Raw genomic sequence first — 13,795 nt, forward strand, 5'->3', positions numbered from 1 at the left:
CGATATTTCAAGTTTTGTAAGTATACTCAATTATAATGACAATGGAAATAAATAGAACAATTTTTAGATTGTACGACATTCGTGGCAGCAGTCTAATAGATATTAATCCAACTATTGCTTATAAAATTGGCTTTTATTTTACCAAAATGCATATATCAAAGCAAGGGAATGAAATATTTATAGGACGTGATGGTAGGTTAAGCTCCCCTGCCCTTTATCATGCTTTGGTTAATGGTATTATTTCAGCTAAGGGGAAGGTTACCTCAATAGGTATTGTACCCTCCCCTGTTTTATATTTTGCTGATAAAATATTTAAGCCACAAGCTAGCATAATGATAACAGGATCCCATAACCACAAAGATGATAATGGCTTTAAGTTGTTATCACAAGGAAAGTCTTTTTTCGACCAACAAATACAAGATTTACTGAATAATATTCTAAGTCAAGATTGGTCCACCAATCTTATTATACCAAAAAATTTTCTAGCACTAAGTAATATACGCAATTTAAATGTTACCGATAAATATCTAGATAGGATTTTGCAAGGAATAACTATATATCCTCAAATAAAAGTCGCATGGGATCCTGCCAATGGTGCGGCTGGAAATATTATTGACTTATTAGCATTAATATTACCTAACAAAAATGTCGTTATAAATTCGCAAATTGATGGCAATTTTCCTAATCACCACCCAGATCCAACTATTCCCAAGAATCTAGAACAACTAATAGAGATAGTTAAGACTCAGGATTGCGATATTGGTATTGCATTCGATGGGGATGGAGATCGTATAGGCATTGTAAGTAAGAAAGGACGAATAATTTTAGGTGACCAAATCCTTGCTATATTGGCAAAAGATGTAATTGAGCAAAATCCAAATGCAACTATTATAATGGATATCAAATCAAGTAGCAGCATATTTAATCAAATTAAGTCCTATGGCGGAAATGTGATAATGTGGAAAACAGGTCATTCCTTTATCAAAGATAAGATGCACAAAACTAAGGCGTTACTTGGTGGTGAAACTAGTGGGCATATATTTTTTGCTGATAAATATTATGGATATGATGATGCAATTTATGCTGCCCTACGGTTTGTTGATTTACTATCAAGGTCAAAAAAAACTTTGGACGATATGATAGATGAGTTACCTAAATGTTATAGTACCCCTGAAATTAAGATTTCTGTATCAGATAACCTTAAATTTGATATTATTCAGCAAATAAAAGAGGATTTAAACAGTAGAAATATCACTTTTAATGATATTGATGGTATAAGGGTTGACTCACATAATATGCCCAATAAATCTCAATGGTATGCATGGTGGTTACTAAGAGCTTCAAATACTGAAGCTAAAATTATTGCTAAATATGAATCAGATAGTTTGGAAAAACTAAATAGTCTAAAACTAGAGCTTTCATCTTTACTAGCCAAACATGGTTTGAAACTATAGCTAACCCGAAAATATTTTAGCTATATACCCCAATTTGGGATAAGAATTGACAAACTCTTATCCCAAATTCGCGTTAACCACATATTTTAGCTACTCAATAACACTATGCACTTCATACTTTACGCAAGTTGTCTTGATAAATACGATAAAGGTTTATAATTGTTTGCTCATAATCAATAAGTTCTGGTATAGTCCAATTAAAATTGGTAAAGATGTCGTACGCTTTATTTAGCCCAGTATTAATAGCAGCCACATTCAACATGCCACTAGGTAGTAACTCTCTTATCTTTGCTGCCTGTATATTTTTATATTCATTGTGATTTGCTGTACCAAATTCTGCTATATCATGCATCTCATTGGTTCGTACCTGCATTTCCACATCACGTCTAGGGTTGCCGACACTCGTAACAATATGCAAGGCACGATAACCATTATCTTTAGGATAATCAATATAATTCTTTTTCTCTGTTGTTTTAACAGAATAGATGCCACAGATAATATCTAACACTTTAGAACAATATTCTAGCTTATCAACTATAAATCTAAAAGCAACTAGATCCGTTAATTCGTTAGTCTTTAGTATCATCTTATTTAAGGCAGAACAAGGGTCTTTTAATCTATAATATGTTGTTGCTGCTATATCATGTTCACTTAGCTTAGTACTAATAATATCGGCTATTTTATGTAAATCGTTAGTATCTTGAAATTGCATATTTGATATTCTAGTTAAGTTGTCGTGAATTTGTTTTTAAAATAATGTTATGGAGTCTTTGATGCTAACAAATAAAAATAAGCTTGTCAATTGATAGAAAGTTATACCAATTGCAATAATTAACACGGTGTATTTATCCAATCTCTATACATAATTGATTTTACTAAATCTACATTATGAGCAAGTTGATTCCAAGCGTAACAAGCCATAGTAACGATATCTTCATATACACCATAACATTGGTTAGACACGAAATGATTTTTAATCCATTCCCAAACTTGTTCCATTGCATTAAGTTCCGGTGCATAGGGCGGAAGCGGTATCAAAGTGATATTGCTTGGCACAGTTAGTTTTTTGGCTGTGTGCCAACCTGCATTATCCGTTAGTAAAGCTATATGTCGGTTGCCTTGAATACTGCGAGAAAGCTCTTCTAAGAATTTATTCATTGCCTGTGTGTTTGCATATGGTAAAATTAATGCACAAGCTTCTCCTGTCTCATGGCAAGCAGCTCCGTAAATATATGTTGAAATAAATTGCTGTTGCCGAACTTTACGGGGTCTAGTGCCACGCTTAGCCCATATACGAGTTAAGCTACCTTGTTGCCCAACTCTAGTTTCATCCTGAGACCATATATCAACTTTACATCTATCGATATTTTTTGCTAATAATTTTGTTAATACCAATTGCAATAATTAACGCAGTGGTCTAAGATGGGTTTTTAACTGATAAAAGGTACTCAAATGGCTAGGTTAATATTACCACAAGGTTTTCATGGTCATGATTTTATAAAAATGATGAAACATGAGCCGCATGGTCGAAATCGTATACGTTTATTGGCGATGTATCACCTTCAATTAGGCAAATCTTTTAAAGCCATATCTGAAATAGTGAAGTCACACTGGAAAACCGTGCAATCATCGCTCAGAAGATTTAGGAATCATGGTTTTGAAGGATTATTTGAATCACAAAGAAGCGGTGCCCCTAGGAAGATTAACAGTATACAAGAGTCTGCTATTTTTGATAAAATCAATACGCTCAGTGAAAGTAAAACTGGTGGGTATATAACTGGAAAGGAGCTACATATCATGTTAGTTGAGGAATATGGTGCTAAATGTGCTTTAAAAACAGTCTACAATACTATGCACCGCCTTGGTTTTAGCTGGATTACTTCTCGTTCAATGCATCCAAAATCAAATCAAGAGACTCAAAATAGATATAAAAAAACTTTCCAGACATGTTAACAAAATTATTACCAAAAAATATCGATAGATGTAAAGTTGATATATGGTCTCAGGATGAAACTAGAGTTGGGCAACAAGGTATCTTAACTCGTATATGGGCTAAGCGTGGCACTAGACCCCGTAAAGTTCGGCAACAGCAATTTATTTCAACATATATTTACGGAGCTGCTTGCCATGAGACAGGAGAAGCTTGTGCATTAATTTTACCATATGCAAACACACAGGCAATGAATAAATTCTTAGAAGAGCTTTCTCGCAGTATTCAAGGCAACCGACATATAGCTTTACTAATGGATAATGCAGGTTGGCACACAGCCAAAAAACTAACTGTGCCAAGCAATATCACTTTGATACCGCTTCCGCCCTATGCACCGGAACTTAATGCAATGGAACAAGTTTGGGAATGGATTAAAAATCATTTCTTGTCTAACCAATGTTATGGTGTATATGAAGATATCGTTACTATGGCTTGTTACGCTTGGAATCAACTTGCTCATAATAGAGATTGGATAAATACACCGTGTTAATTATTACAATTGGTATAACATGTCTGGAAAGTTTTTTTATATCTATTTTGAGTCTCTTGATTTGACTTTGGATGCATTGAACGAGAAGTAATCCAGCTAAAACCAAGGCGGTGCATAGTATTGTAGACTGTTTTTAAAGCACATTTAGCACCATATTCCTCAAGTAACATGATATGTAGCTCTTTTCCAGTTATATACCCACCAGTTTTACTTTCACTGAGCGTATTGATTTTATCAAAAATAGCAGACTCTTGTATACTGTTAATCTTCCTAGGGGCACCGCTTCTTTGTGATTCAAATAATCCTTCAAAACCATGATTCCTAAATCTTCTGAGCCATGATTGCACAGTTTTCCAGTGTGACTTCACTATTTCAGATATGGCTTTAAAAGATTTGCCTAATTGAAGGTGATACATCGCCAATAAACGTATACGATTTCGACCATGCGGCTCATGTTTCATCATTTTTATAAAATCATGACCTTCAAAACCTTGCGGTAATATTAACCTAGCTATTTGAGTACCTATTTATCAGTTAAAAACCCATTTTATAACACCGTGTTAATTATTGCAATTGGTATTATTGGAGGGGTTGCAGGTGCATTGCCTCCTATGATTGGCTGGGCAACAGTAACTAATGAGATTTCACTTTTCTCCTTTTCTTTATTTATGATTATTCTAACCTGGACACCTCCACACTCGTGGGCATTAGCAATCTTTCGCTCAGAAGACTACAAAGATTGTGGTGTCCCGATGATGCCAGTGGTAAAGGGAGAATATTATACTAAAAAGCAAATTCTTACCTATAGTATCATTATGGTTATTACTACATTTACGCCCTTTTTTTTAGGAATAAGTAATCTTGTATATTTAGTAACTGCAGTTATACTGGGGCTAATTTTTTTATACTATGCTGCCTCTCTGTTTAGTGATAAAGATCATAAACAAGCTAAAAAACTATTTGCCTATTCGATATTTTATCTTTTTAGTATTTTTTTAACATTGGACTTCTCTCGAAACTAGCCGCTTGTGGATAGCAACAGAACAATTGAAAAGCCGGGCTGTTTAAAACAGCCCAATTTTAAAATTACCCTGAGCAACTATCCCTCCTACCTCAAAAGCTGTTAATGGCTTTGAAGTAGGAGGAATAAATTATGGGACTTTTTCACTATATTATTATGAGTAGCCTTAAGAGTCGTTACTAGCACAGCTACCAAGGATATCGGCAGTATCTCCTTCATTAGGGGGATAAATATAGAGTTGATGATTCAAGCAATGAGTTCTGTATTCTGTTTGCATATCCTGACAGAATTCTGAAGATTCTTTGAAAAAAGGATAAAGCATTGAATAGAGTGCATAGACTTTGGCCTCAAACCCAGTAGGGTTTGACTCCGATATTTGCTCAATCGACTGTTGCAATTGCTCAACAATCTTTTGTCTTTTAGTAGCAGTAGCGTCTGTATGTGGGTAACAATCTAGAGCTTGTACTTTATGATGTACTTTAAGGGAAGATATACAGAACTCAGCTAAGCAATCCCTCTCTCCATCTGTATATCCATCTTGAGCAACAATCTTAGCTATTTTCATCTTCCTATTAGTATCAACTCTATACTTATTTTCTTCATATTCACAAACAAAACAAAAATTCATAACTTTACTATAAATTTGTTCAGCCTTTGGTTGATCTGAAGGTAAAAGAACTCCAGCTAAATTTAGCAAAACTATCTCTTCCACAGTAGCTTGCCATATATTTGGATCAACATCAAGAGCCTTTTTACAAACTATTCTTGCTTTCTCCATTTTATTTGAAGACAAAAGAACGTCAGCAAGAAGCACCAAAATTTTAGGATCATCTATAGTTTTATATACATCAGGATTCTCTTTAACAGCTTCACTCAAAAGACTTTTAGCCTTATCTTTATAAATCTTATACTGTTCCGCATAATGATTAAGTGACGTAATCGAGTTAGCTAACTGAATTAACTCATTTAAAACCTTCTCGTCAAGAGGCTTAACTACAGTAGCTGTAGGAGTCTTTTCAGCAACTTCCACAAATGGATAACTGACACTGCTATACGATGGTAGTAGAGATGAAGTAGGAGAAAAGTCACCGGCTTCATCCACTTTAGTATCTTTTGTAGATGAAGCTTTAGCTTTAATTGTCTCTAATTTAGTATTGTATACAGCGTTAGCTTCCTCTAATTCAGCTTTTAATTCAGTTTTGTGTTTAGCTTCAAGTTTCTCTATCTGTTCCTGATGTTCAGCACGAGTTATAGCCGTCTCTAACTTATTGGAAGCTTTTTCAAGCTTTTCTTGAAGTTTTTCAACGTCTTTTCCAGCTTTCTTTATCTCAGAGCTTACAACTGAAGCTGCAGGTGCCGTAGCAACTGTTGGATTTGGGTTGTACTTTTTGGCAGTAACTTCTTGATCATCAACTTGGTTACTAAGGTGATTTTGCCATTTTATAAGGATATCATGAATATCTTGACGTTGTGTAAGATTATTATTTGATTTGTCTTCAAAATACTTCAAAGCTTCCTTTGGATCTTTTATTGTACTAAAGTATAGATCAAATATTTGGAAATTATCGCTATTTTCATTCAAATACTTCATTTGTGCACGAGCTTGGTCATATTTTCCAAGCTTAATTAGTAACTGAACTTTTGTTGCAACCTGTTCTAATAAACTATTGTATTTTTCAGAAATGCTTGGTACTTTTGTTTGTACATCTTGATCAAAATTTGTATATATCTTTACCCATCTTTCTAGTCCTATTATAGATTCATCTATATTAGGACCATAATTTTTATATGCATGTAATAAATGTGTAATATGTTCTTTAAAATCACTTGCTCGGAAAGCACTAATAGCTTGATACTCGTATGTCTTAAATAATAATTGCTTTGTTTCCTTAGGTTTAAGGATACGATCTTTTTTGATCTCGTCATGTAAAATTTTATATTTATCCTGAGCCTCAGTATAACTGAATTCGAGAGGCGTTCTGATCTTTTGTATATCACCATATTGTTGATTTAAAGCTTCAAGCATGTCTTGGAAATATTTAGATTTGAGTGCTGCTAAAACCTGATCAGTACCAGTATCATTAACAGTACTCCTATCTAGACTAGCACTCTTATTTTGACTAGCACTCTTATTTTGACTAGCACTCTTATTTAGACTAGATTTCTTAATATTTCTAAACATAATATCCTCCTGGTATAGTTATTGTTTTATTATTTAATTATTAGCAGTTAGATTTTATATTATCTAAACCTGCTGTCCAACTGAAGTTGGACTACACATAGAGCTGTCATCCGAGTTACGGCGGGAATGACAGCATTTGTACTACTGGTACTCCAGTATTACAACTTTTAGTATGTAGAAATAGGCTCTTGCATAACTTCATTCTTGTAAGGTAATCTTATTGTCAAAATTAAGTAAGGAATTATACATATCTTGTTCCACTTATACTCCTTACTTAATTTTTTTCCAAAACTTCCTCTTTCATAATTTAGCGATACAAGATGTCTTTCAGTAGATTAAGACAGGTTTATAGCCAGTAATCAAGTAATATCAAATAACATCACGAAAATTATATTAATAACTCTAATAATAGTAACTTTTTTGTAACTTATGATATTTTTGCAAATACTTTAAGTTTTTCAGTATAGTTAACCTCAACTATTGATGTAAGACATTGGTTTAATAGCTCCGATGTCATCAACTGTTGAAAGTTAGAAGAAGAAACGGTTTTATACTAATTGCAATAATTAACACGGTGTTATAAAATGGGTTTTTAACTGATAAATAGGTACTCAAATAGCTAGGTTAATATTACCGCAAGGTTTTGAAGGTCATGATTTTATAAAAATGATGAAACATGAGCCGCATGGTCGAAATCGTATACGTTTATTGGCGATGTATCACCTTCAATTAGGCAAATCTTTTAAAGCCATATCTGAAATAGTGAAGTCACACTGGAAAACTGTGCAATCATCGCTCAGAAGATTTAGGCATCATGGTTTTGAAGGATTATTTGAATCACAAAGAAGCGGTGCCCCTAGGAAGATTAACAGTATACAAGAGTCTGCTATTTTTGATAAAATCAATACGCTCAGTGAAAGTAAAACTGGTGGGTATATAACTGGAAAGGAGCTACATATCATGTTAGTTGAGGAATATGGTGCTAAATGTGCTTTAAAAACAGTCTACAATACTATGCACCGCCTTGGTTTTAGCTGGATTACTTCTCGTTCAATGCATCCAAAATCAAATCAAGAGACTCAAAATAGATATAAGAAAACTTTCCAGACATGTTAACAACATTATTACCAAAAAATATCGATAGATGTAAAGTTGATATATGGTCTCAGGATGAAACTAGAGTTGGGCAACAAGGTAGCTTAACTCGTATATGGGCTAAGCGTGGCACTAGACCCCGTAAAGTTCGGCAACAGCAATTTATTTCAACATATATTTACGGAGCTGCTTGCCATGAGACAGGAGAAGCTTGTGCATTAATTTTACCATATGCAAACACACAGGCAATGAATAAATTCTTAGAAGAGCTTTCTCGCAGTATTCAAGGCAACCGACATATAGCTTTACTAACGGATAATGCAGGTTGGCACACAGCCAAAAAACTAACTGTGCCAAGCAATATCACTTTGATACCGCTTCCACCCTATGCACCGGAACTTAATGCAATGGAACAAGTTTGGGAATGGATTAAAAATCATTTCTTGTCTAACCAATGTTATGGTGTATATGAAGATATCGTTACTATGGCTTGTTACGCTTGGAATCAACTTGCTCATAATGTAGATTTAGTAAAATCAATTATGTATAGAGATTGGATAAATACACCGTGTTCATTATTGCAATTGGTATTAATATAAGAAAAAATGCATTCTTAAAGCGGCTAACGCGACTTATCTTCGAGATGGATAGGATCAAAATTGTGCCATAAAACGAGGTTAGTATGCGGTGTATGGAATAGAAATGGTATAGGTATTTGTAAACTTTCAACAGTTGTGCGTTAGATGCCGTGGCGATCTAGTGAAGTGAGGTGTAATACTGCATAAAGATTGCCGCTTCACCGCTTTTTCGCGACTCCTCGCAATGACGATCAGCAGCCATTTTAATAGTGGTTATATAAAAAATGTACTATGATATCCTGCACCAAAGCAGGGATGACATTTTTTTAAAGCAGAAGAGTATATCCATCCTCTTAATTTTCTATAGCTAATAAATATCATATTATCAAGTCCTTTATTTGTAATTGAATAGTATTAGACTCTTTCCAACTATTCATTTTTAATGAACCAATTACAGAAATATTATATGACTTAATATTAAGTAAAATATTTTCTATAGGACTAGATATACTATTAAACGCAATAGCATGCAGCGGTTTAGAACCAAAAGATTCCTTAGAAGGAGCAAGCAAACATCTTATATGTTTTCCTCCCACTATGTCGGCTTTCAAGACAAAAAGATTAGAGAATTTAAATATTGGCTCATGATTTCCTTGGCCAAATGGTTCGAGTTTACTTAGCTGATCCATTAGCGGTAAATTTACACTACTTGTAGTAAGTTCCGCATCATATTCTTCATAGGCAATACCATTTTGATTACTAATATCAATCTTAAAGGCGTGATTTAAGAATTCTTGTAACTCTTGTAATTTCTCTTCCAATACTGTAAATCCAGCTGCCATTGCATGTCCCCCGCCAGCTATGATTAAATCTTTAGCCTTGGCATTGATAATTTTACTACCAAAATCAACATTTTTGATAGAACGGCAAGAAGCCTTACCTATTCCATCATTTAAAGCTATAACTGCAACTGGTTTATTAAATTTTTCTTTTAATCTGCCAGCGACAATGCCGATAACACCTGGATGCCACCCTTTACCAACTATAAATAATGAACTATCATTTTCTTGGGTTAAAGCTATTTGAGTAGCTTCCTCTATCATTATCAGCTCTATTACTTTTCGCTCATTATTATGTTTCTCCAACTCCTGTGCAAGTAGATTTGCTTCTATTGCACATTCGGTAGATAAAAGACTAGCACCCAAGGATGATTTACCAACTCTTCCACCGGCATTGATCCTAGGCCCCAACACAAATCCCAAATGATAACAGTTTGGTTTTTCATTTAAACCAGCAACATCACATAAAGTCTTCATACCTAAATTTTTTCTTTGACCAAGGATTTTTAATCCTTGAGCAACAAAAGCACGATTTAAGTGAATAAGCTTCATTACATCGCATACTGTTCCAAGTGCGACTAAGTCTAAATATTGCATTAAATTTGGTAGAGTATGACATTTTGAATATACACTATTTTGTATCGAACACGAAGCTATATCGGTAAAGAAATTTTGTTTTTTTAACTCGGATAATAAGGCGGTAGCAAATAAAAATGATACTCCTACAGCTGCTAGGTACTTATATCTACTGGTCTCATCAATACGATTCGGATTAACAACTGCAACAGCTTCAGGTAATATATCGCTACTAATATGATGATCAATCACTATTACCTCAAGTCCTACTGATGATGCATATTTTAGAGCCTCATGTGCCATTGCTCCACAATCAACAGTAATAAGTAGCTCAGTAGCATTATCCTTAATTTTCTGCATAGCAGCTGGGGTCGGTCCATACCCTTCAGCAATTCTGTTTGGAACATAAATATCAGCTTCTTGCCCCAAATCTCTAAATATATTCTTAAGTAGTGATGAAGAAGTAGCTCCGTCAACGTCATAATCAGCAAATATACAGATTTTCTGTTTATTTATAATAGCTTCTATAGTCCTATCTACTGCTTTTTGCATATCAAGTAAATGAAAAGGATCTGGCAGTAAATTCTTGAGCTTAGGTGATAAAAAATCTATAGCTTGTGATAAGTTCTCTAAGCGAGGAAATAGAACCCGTGCTAGAAAATCACTGATTCCTACAGAACGACAAAGTTCTGAAACATCATCCTCGTTTACTGATCGCTGTTGCCAAATTTTTCCATTTACTGAACGTTTGGGTTCTAGTGGTACTATCATGTAAGGCAACCCTATTTTAAAAAATTAGTTTCTTTAATTTATAAACCAACTCTAAGGCTTGTTTAGGGGAGAGCTGATCAGGATCGATTTTAATAAGTTCTTCTTCTAACTTATTAAATTTTATTGCTTTTTTACTCTCTACTGGTAAGTCAAATAAACTTAAATTGTTTGATTCAGTGTTTAATATATTTTTGCTTTTGTACGTTGCGGTTTTTTCTAATTTTGTTAAAATGTCATTCGCCCTAATTATAACAGATTTTGGTAGGCCCGCTAAGTAGGCTACATGAATTCCATAAGATTTATCAGCCATCCCTGCTATAATATTATGCAAAAATAATATTTCTTTCCCTAATTCCTCAATAGCCACCGTATAATTTTGCAAGGCTGGCAAAAAATTACTCATGCTGGTTAATTCGTGATAATGCGATGCAAACAAACATCGACATTTGAGATTATCATGAATATATTCCAGCACCGCGAAAGCAATTGATACACCATCATAGGTAGAAGTTCCACGACCAACCTCATCTAATATGACTAAAGAATTTTTAGTAGATTGTGCTAAAATAGCTGATGTTTCAAGCATTTCCACCATAAAAGTTGATTGACCTGCTTGTAAATCATCCCCTGCACCTATCCTACTAAATATCTTGTCTACAATACCTATTTTGGCACTTTTAGCCGGCACAAAACTACCAATTTGAGCTAATATGGCTATTAGGGCATTTTGCCGTAAAAAAGTACTTTTACCTGACATATTAGGTCCAGTAATTAACCAAATTCTATTAGCTTCCGATAAAGTACAGTTATTGTGAATAAAGCTTTTTTTATCATTTGATAAACTTTGCTCAACGACTGGATGCCGCCCTTCAATAATCTCAAAACTCAAATCATTGCTTAATCTAGGCTTGACATAATTATATTCATCAGCAATATAAGCAAAATTACAAAATACATCAAGCTGACTCAAGGAATAGCTAAGTAATCGTAAGAATATAGCTTTATCAATAACTTGCTGGCATATTTTTTTATATAATTCTAGTTCAAGATTAATCGCTAAACTCCTAGCGTTGACCATATCACTTTCTAACTTTTGTAATTCAATAGTAGTATAGCGACTAGCATTAGAAGTTGTGTGCCGGTGAATAAATTTTGATGCGTACATTTTATCACTATGTCTTAGGGTAACTTCAATAAATAACCCAAGTACATTATTCTGAGATATTTTTAGGGTGTCAATGCCAGTATCAAGACGATATACATTCTTTAATTTTTCTACATGGGCTTTGCCATTGTTAATTAAGTCATATAATTCTTGTATTTTAGGATGATAATGATGATTTATTATCCCACCTTCATTGATAGTATTAGGTGCATCCTCTCTAATTGCTTGATCTATTAATGAATATAACTGTTCACCTCCAGATAGAGGTTTAATTAACTTCTCTATATAATCTAGCAAATTTAGCCCATAATGGGAAATAAACTCTCCTTTTATTTCCAGTGCAGCATTTAACGTATATTTCATATTTAGCAGATCTCGCCCGCAGCCACGATTCATGGTAATTCTAGCCAAGCAACGTTCTAAATCCCCAGTTTTCTTGAGTAACTTTTTAATATTTCCTACTAGTTCAATATTTGTATAAAAAAATTCTGTTATATTTTGTCGAGAATTTATTTCATCAATATCTATTAGTGGTGTTGATAAAAAGTGATATAATAAACGACTACCAGCCTTAGTAACTGTGTGATCAATAGTGGCCAGTAAACTACCCTTGGTTTTTCCTAATAAATTATTAGTAATTTCCAAATTCCGCCGAGTCGCCGAATCAATAATCATAAAATTATGGTAATTGACCAACCGAGGCAAAGGTAGCGAAGGTATATTTTGCTTTTGCGTTAGTGATAAATATTCTAAGATACTACCAATACTACTTGTTTGACATTCAGATATTTCCCCTATGGCTTTTAGATCATTGATTTTATAAAAATCTAAAATGATTTTATGGCATTTTTTAGGAGCAAAAAAACTATCAACTTGATACGAGACACGGAAATGTAATTGCTGCTGAATACTATTAGCTAATTGTCCTCCTTGCAAATTTTCGCTAAGTAAAATCTCTTTAGGCTTAAGACGTGATAGTTCGTTGATAATCTCATTCTGCGGAATCTCTATAACTGAAATTTCTGAAGTAGAGATGTCAACGTAACAAATTGATGCTCCGTTTTTTAGTAAAACTAAACTTGCCAAATAATTAGGTTCACAAACATCAATTAAAGATTCCTCAGTAACAGTACCTGGAGTGATGATACGCGTTACATCCCTATTTACTACAGCTTTATAGCCACCACGTTTCTTTGCCTCTTCCGGTGTTTCTAGTTGATCACAAATAGCAACTTTGTAATTTTCTGCAATTAATTTATTTAAATATGTCTCAAGAGCATGATGGGGTACTCCGCACATAGCAATCTCAGAGTCTCCATTAGACCCTCTTTTGGTAAGAGCAATACCTAAAACTTGGCTGGCAAGAACTGCATCATCAAAAAACATTTCATAAAAATCACCCATTCTAAACAATAGAAGACAATCAAGATTGGCAAATTTGATGTCTAAATATTGTTGCATCATCTTTGTTGATTGATCATAATTATATTTATGGCGAAATTCTTCTAAAGACATGGATAAAGTCATGGATATATTTTAGTTGTTTGAATTAGATTTGAGTATATACTCAGGTATACCCGATGAATTTCAAGAGTTGGCTAGGCGTAGTCAAACCGTTGTTCCTACGCGAAGTC

11 protein-coding genes and 1 pseudogene are annotated in these 13,795 nt (G+C 34.0%); 6 read left to right on the forward strand and 6 right to left on the reverse strand.

What is annotated here, in order from left to right; genetic code table 11:
- Positions 1-41 precede the first annotated feature (41 nt).
- On the forward strand, positions 42-1,454 hold the full coding sequence (locus ACFE3K_RS05685) for a phosphomannomutase/phosphoglucomutase (protein ID WP_375359494.1): 1,413 nt from the start codon (positions 42-44) through the stop codon (positions 1,452-1,454).
- Between the two features lie 112 nt (positions 1,455-1,566).
- Here the strand turns inward: ACFE3K_RS05685 and ACFE3K_RS05690 are convergent, their stop codons facing one another.
- Together ACFE3K_RS05690 and ACFE3K_RS05695 are read right to left on the reverse strand one after the other, a co-directional pair.
- The gene (locus ACFE3K_RS05690) at positions 1,567-2,166 is read right to left on the reverse strand and encodes a RelA/SpoT domain-containing protein (RefSeq protein ID WP_375358601.1); all 600 of its coding nucleotides are present in this window, start codon (positions 2,164-2,166) and stop codon (positions 1,567-1,569) included.
- Positions 2,167-2,285: 119 nt separating this feature from the next.
- A complete protein-coding gene (locus tag ACFE3K_RS05695; protein WP_375358602.1) occupies positions 2,286-2,855 on the reverse strand; it encodes an IS630 family transposase in 570 nt (189 codons plus the stop codon).
- Between the two features lie 51 nt (positions 2,856-2,906).
- On the opposite strand from ACFE3K_RS05695, the gene ACFE3K_RS05700 reads away from it, so the two are divergent.
- A complete protein-coding gene (locus tag ACFE3K_RS05700; RefSeq protein ID WP_375358543.1) occupies positions 2,907-3,407 on the forward strand; it encodes a helix-turn-helix domain-containing protein in 501 nt (166 codons plus the stop codon).
- Positions 3,401-3,934 (forward strand): IS630 family transposase, encoded by a 534-nt coding sequence (locus ACFE3K_RS05705; RefSeq protein WP_375358603.1) that lies wholly within the window; start codon positions 3,401-3,403, stop codon positions 3,932-3,934. Before ACFE3K_RS05700 ends, ACFE3K_RS05705 begins: the two co-directional genes overlap by 7 nt.
- Here ACFE3K_RS05705 and ACFE3K_RS05710 read toward each other — a convergent pair.
- Positions 3,931-4,398, reverse strand: a complete 468-nt coding sequence (locus ACFE3K_RS05710) for a helix-turn-helix domain-containing protein (RefSeq protein ID WP_375358604.1) — start codon at positions 4,396-4,398, stop codon at positions 3,931-3,933. The genes ACFE3K_RS05705 and ACFE3K_RS05710 overlap by 4 nt on opposite strands.
- A gap of 114 nt (positions 4,399-4,512) precedes the next feature.
- Between ACFE3K_RS05710 and ACFE3K_RS05715 the strand changes: the two are divergent.
- Positions 4,513-4,956 (forward strand): annotated as a pseudogene (locus ACFE3K_RS05715) (UbiA family prenyltransferase); the annotation flags it as partial.
- A gap of 165 nt (positions 4,957-5,121) precedes the next feature.
- Here ACFE3K_RS05715 and ACFE3K_RS05720 read toward each other — a convergent pair.
- A complete protein-coding gene (locus ACFE3K_RS05720; protein WP_375358605.1) occupies positions 5,122-7,137 on the reverse strand; it encodes a hypothetical protein in 2,016 nt (671 codons plus the stop codon).
- 666 nt (positions 7,138-7,803) lie between these two features.
- On the opposite strand from ACFE3K_RS05720, the gene ACFE3K_RS05725 reads away from it, so the two are divergent.
- Positions 7,804-8,253 carry a helix-turn-helix domain-containing protein gene (locus ACFE3K_RS05725; RefSeq protein WP_375358606.1) on the forward strand — a complete coding sequence of 150 codons (450 nt, stop codon included), beginning with the start codon at positions 7,804-7,806 and terminating at the stop codon, positions 8,251-8,253.
- Positions 8,247-8,831: an IS630 family transposase gene (locus ACFE3K_RS05730; RefSeq protein WP_375358607.1), complete on the forward strand. Its 585-nt coding sequence runs from the start codon at positions 8,247-8,249 to the stop codon at positions 8,829-8,831. Before ACFE3K_RS05725 ends, ACFE3K_RS05730 begins: the two co-directional genes overlap by 7 nt.
- Before the next feature lie 356 nt (positions 8,832-9,187).
- On the opposite strand, the gene recJ is transcribed toward ACFE3K_RS05730, so the two are convergent.
- Together recJ and mutS are read right to left on the reverse strand one after the other, a co-directional pair.
- Positions 9,188-10,996, reverse strand: a complete 1,809-nt coding sequence (gene recJ, locus ACFE3K_RS05735) for a single-stranded-DNA-specific exonuclease RecJ (RefSeq protein WP_375358608.1) — start codon at positions 10,994-10,996, stop codon at positions 9,188-9,190.
- 16 nt (positions 10,997-11,012) lie between these two features.
- Positions 11,013-13,676, reverse strand: coding sequence for a DNA mismatch repair protein MutS (gene mutS / locus ACFE3K_RS05740; RefSeq protein ID WP_375358609.1), 2,664 nt, complete (start codon positions 13,674-13,676; stop codon positions 11,013-11,015).
- Between the last annotated feature and the right edge of the window lie 119 nt (positions 13,677-13,795).

Source organism: Candidatus Tisiphia endosymbiont of Neophilaenus lineatus (assembly GCF_964264975.1).
GTDB lineage: Bacteria > Pseudomonadota > Alphaproteobacteria > Rickettsiales > Rickettsiaceae > Tisiphia.

Coding starts and splice junctions, on each gene's coding strand:
- ACFE3K_RS05685 (WP_375359494.1), top strand. CDS start 42: ATGGAAATAAATAGAACAATTTTTAGATTGTACGACATTCGTGGCAGC.
- ACFE3K_RS05690 (WP_375358601.1), bottom strand. CDS start 2,166: ATGCAATTTCAAGATACTAACGATTTACATAAAATAGCCGATATTATT.
- ACFE3K_RS05700 (WP_375358543.1), top strand. CDS start 2,907: ATGGCTAGGTTAATATTACCACAAGGTTTTCATGGTCATGATTTTATA.
- ACFE3K_RS05705 (WP_375358603.1), top strand. CDS start 3,401: ATGTTAACAAAATTATTACCAAAAAATATCGATAGATGTAAAGTTGAT.
- ACFE3K_RS05710 (WP_375358604.1), bottom strand. CDS start 4,398: ATGATGAAACATGAGCCGCATGGTCGAAATCGTATACGTTTATTGGCG.
- ACFE3K_RS05720 (WP_375358605.1), bottom strand. CDS start 7,137: ATGTTTAGAAATATTAAGAAATCTAGTCTAAATAAGAGTGCTAGTCAA.
- ACFE3K_RS05725 (WP_375358606.1), top strand. CDS start 7,804: ATGATGAAACATGAGCCGCATGGTCGAAATCGTATACGTTTATTGGCG.
- ACFE3K_RS05730 (WP_375358607.1), top strand. CDS start 8,247: ATGTTAACAACATTATTACCAAAAAATATCGATAGATGTAAAGTTGAT.
- recJ (WP_375358608.1), bottom strand. CDS start 10,996: ATGATAGTACCACTAGAACCCAAACGTTCAGTAAATGGAAAAATTTGG.
- mutS (WP_375358609.1), bottom strand. CDS start 13,676: ATGTCTTTAGAAGAATTTCGCCATAAATATAATTATGATCAATCAACA.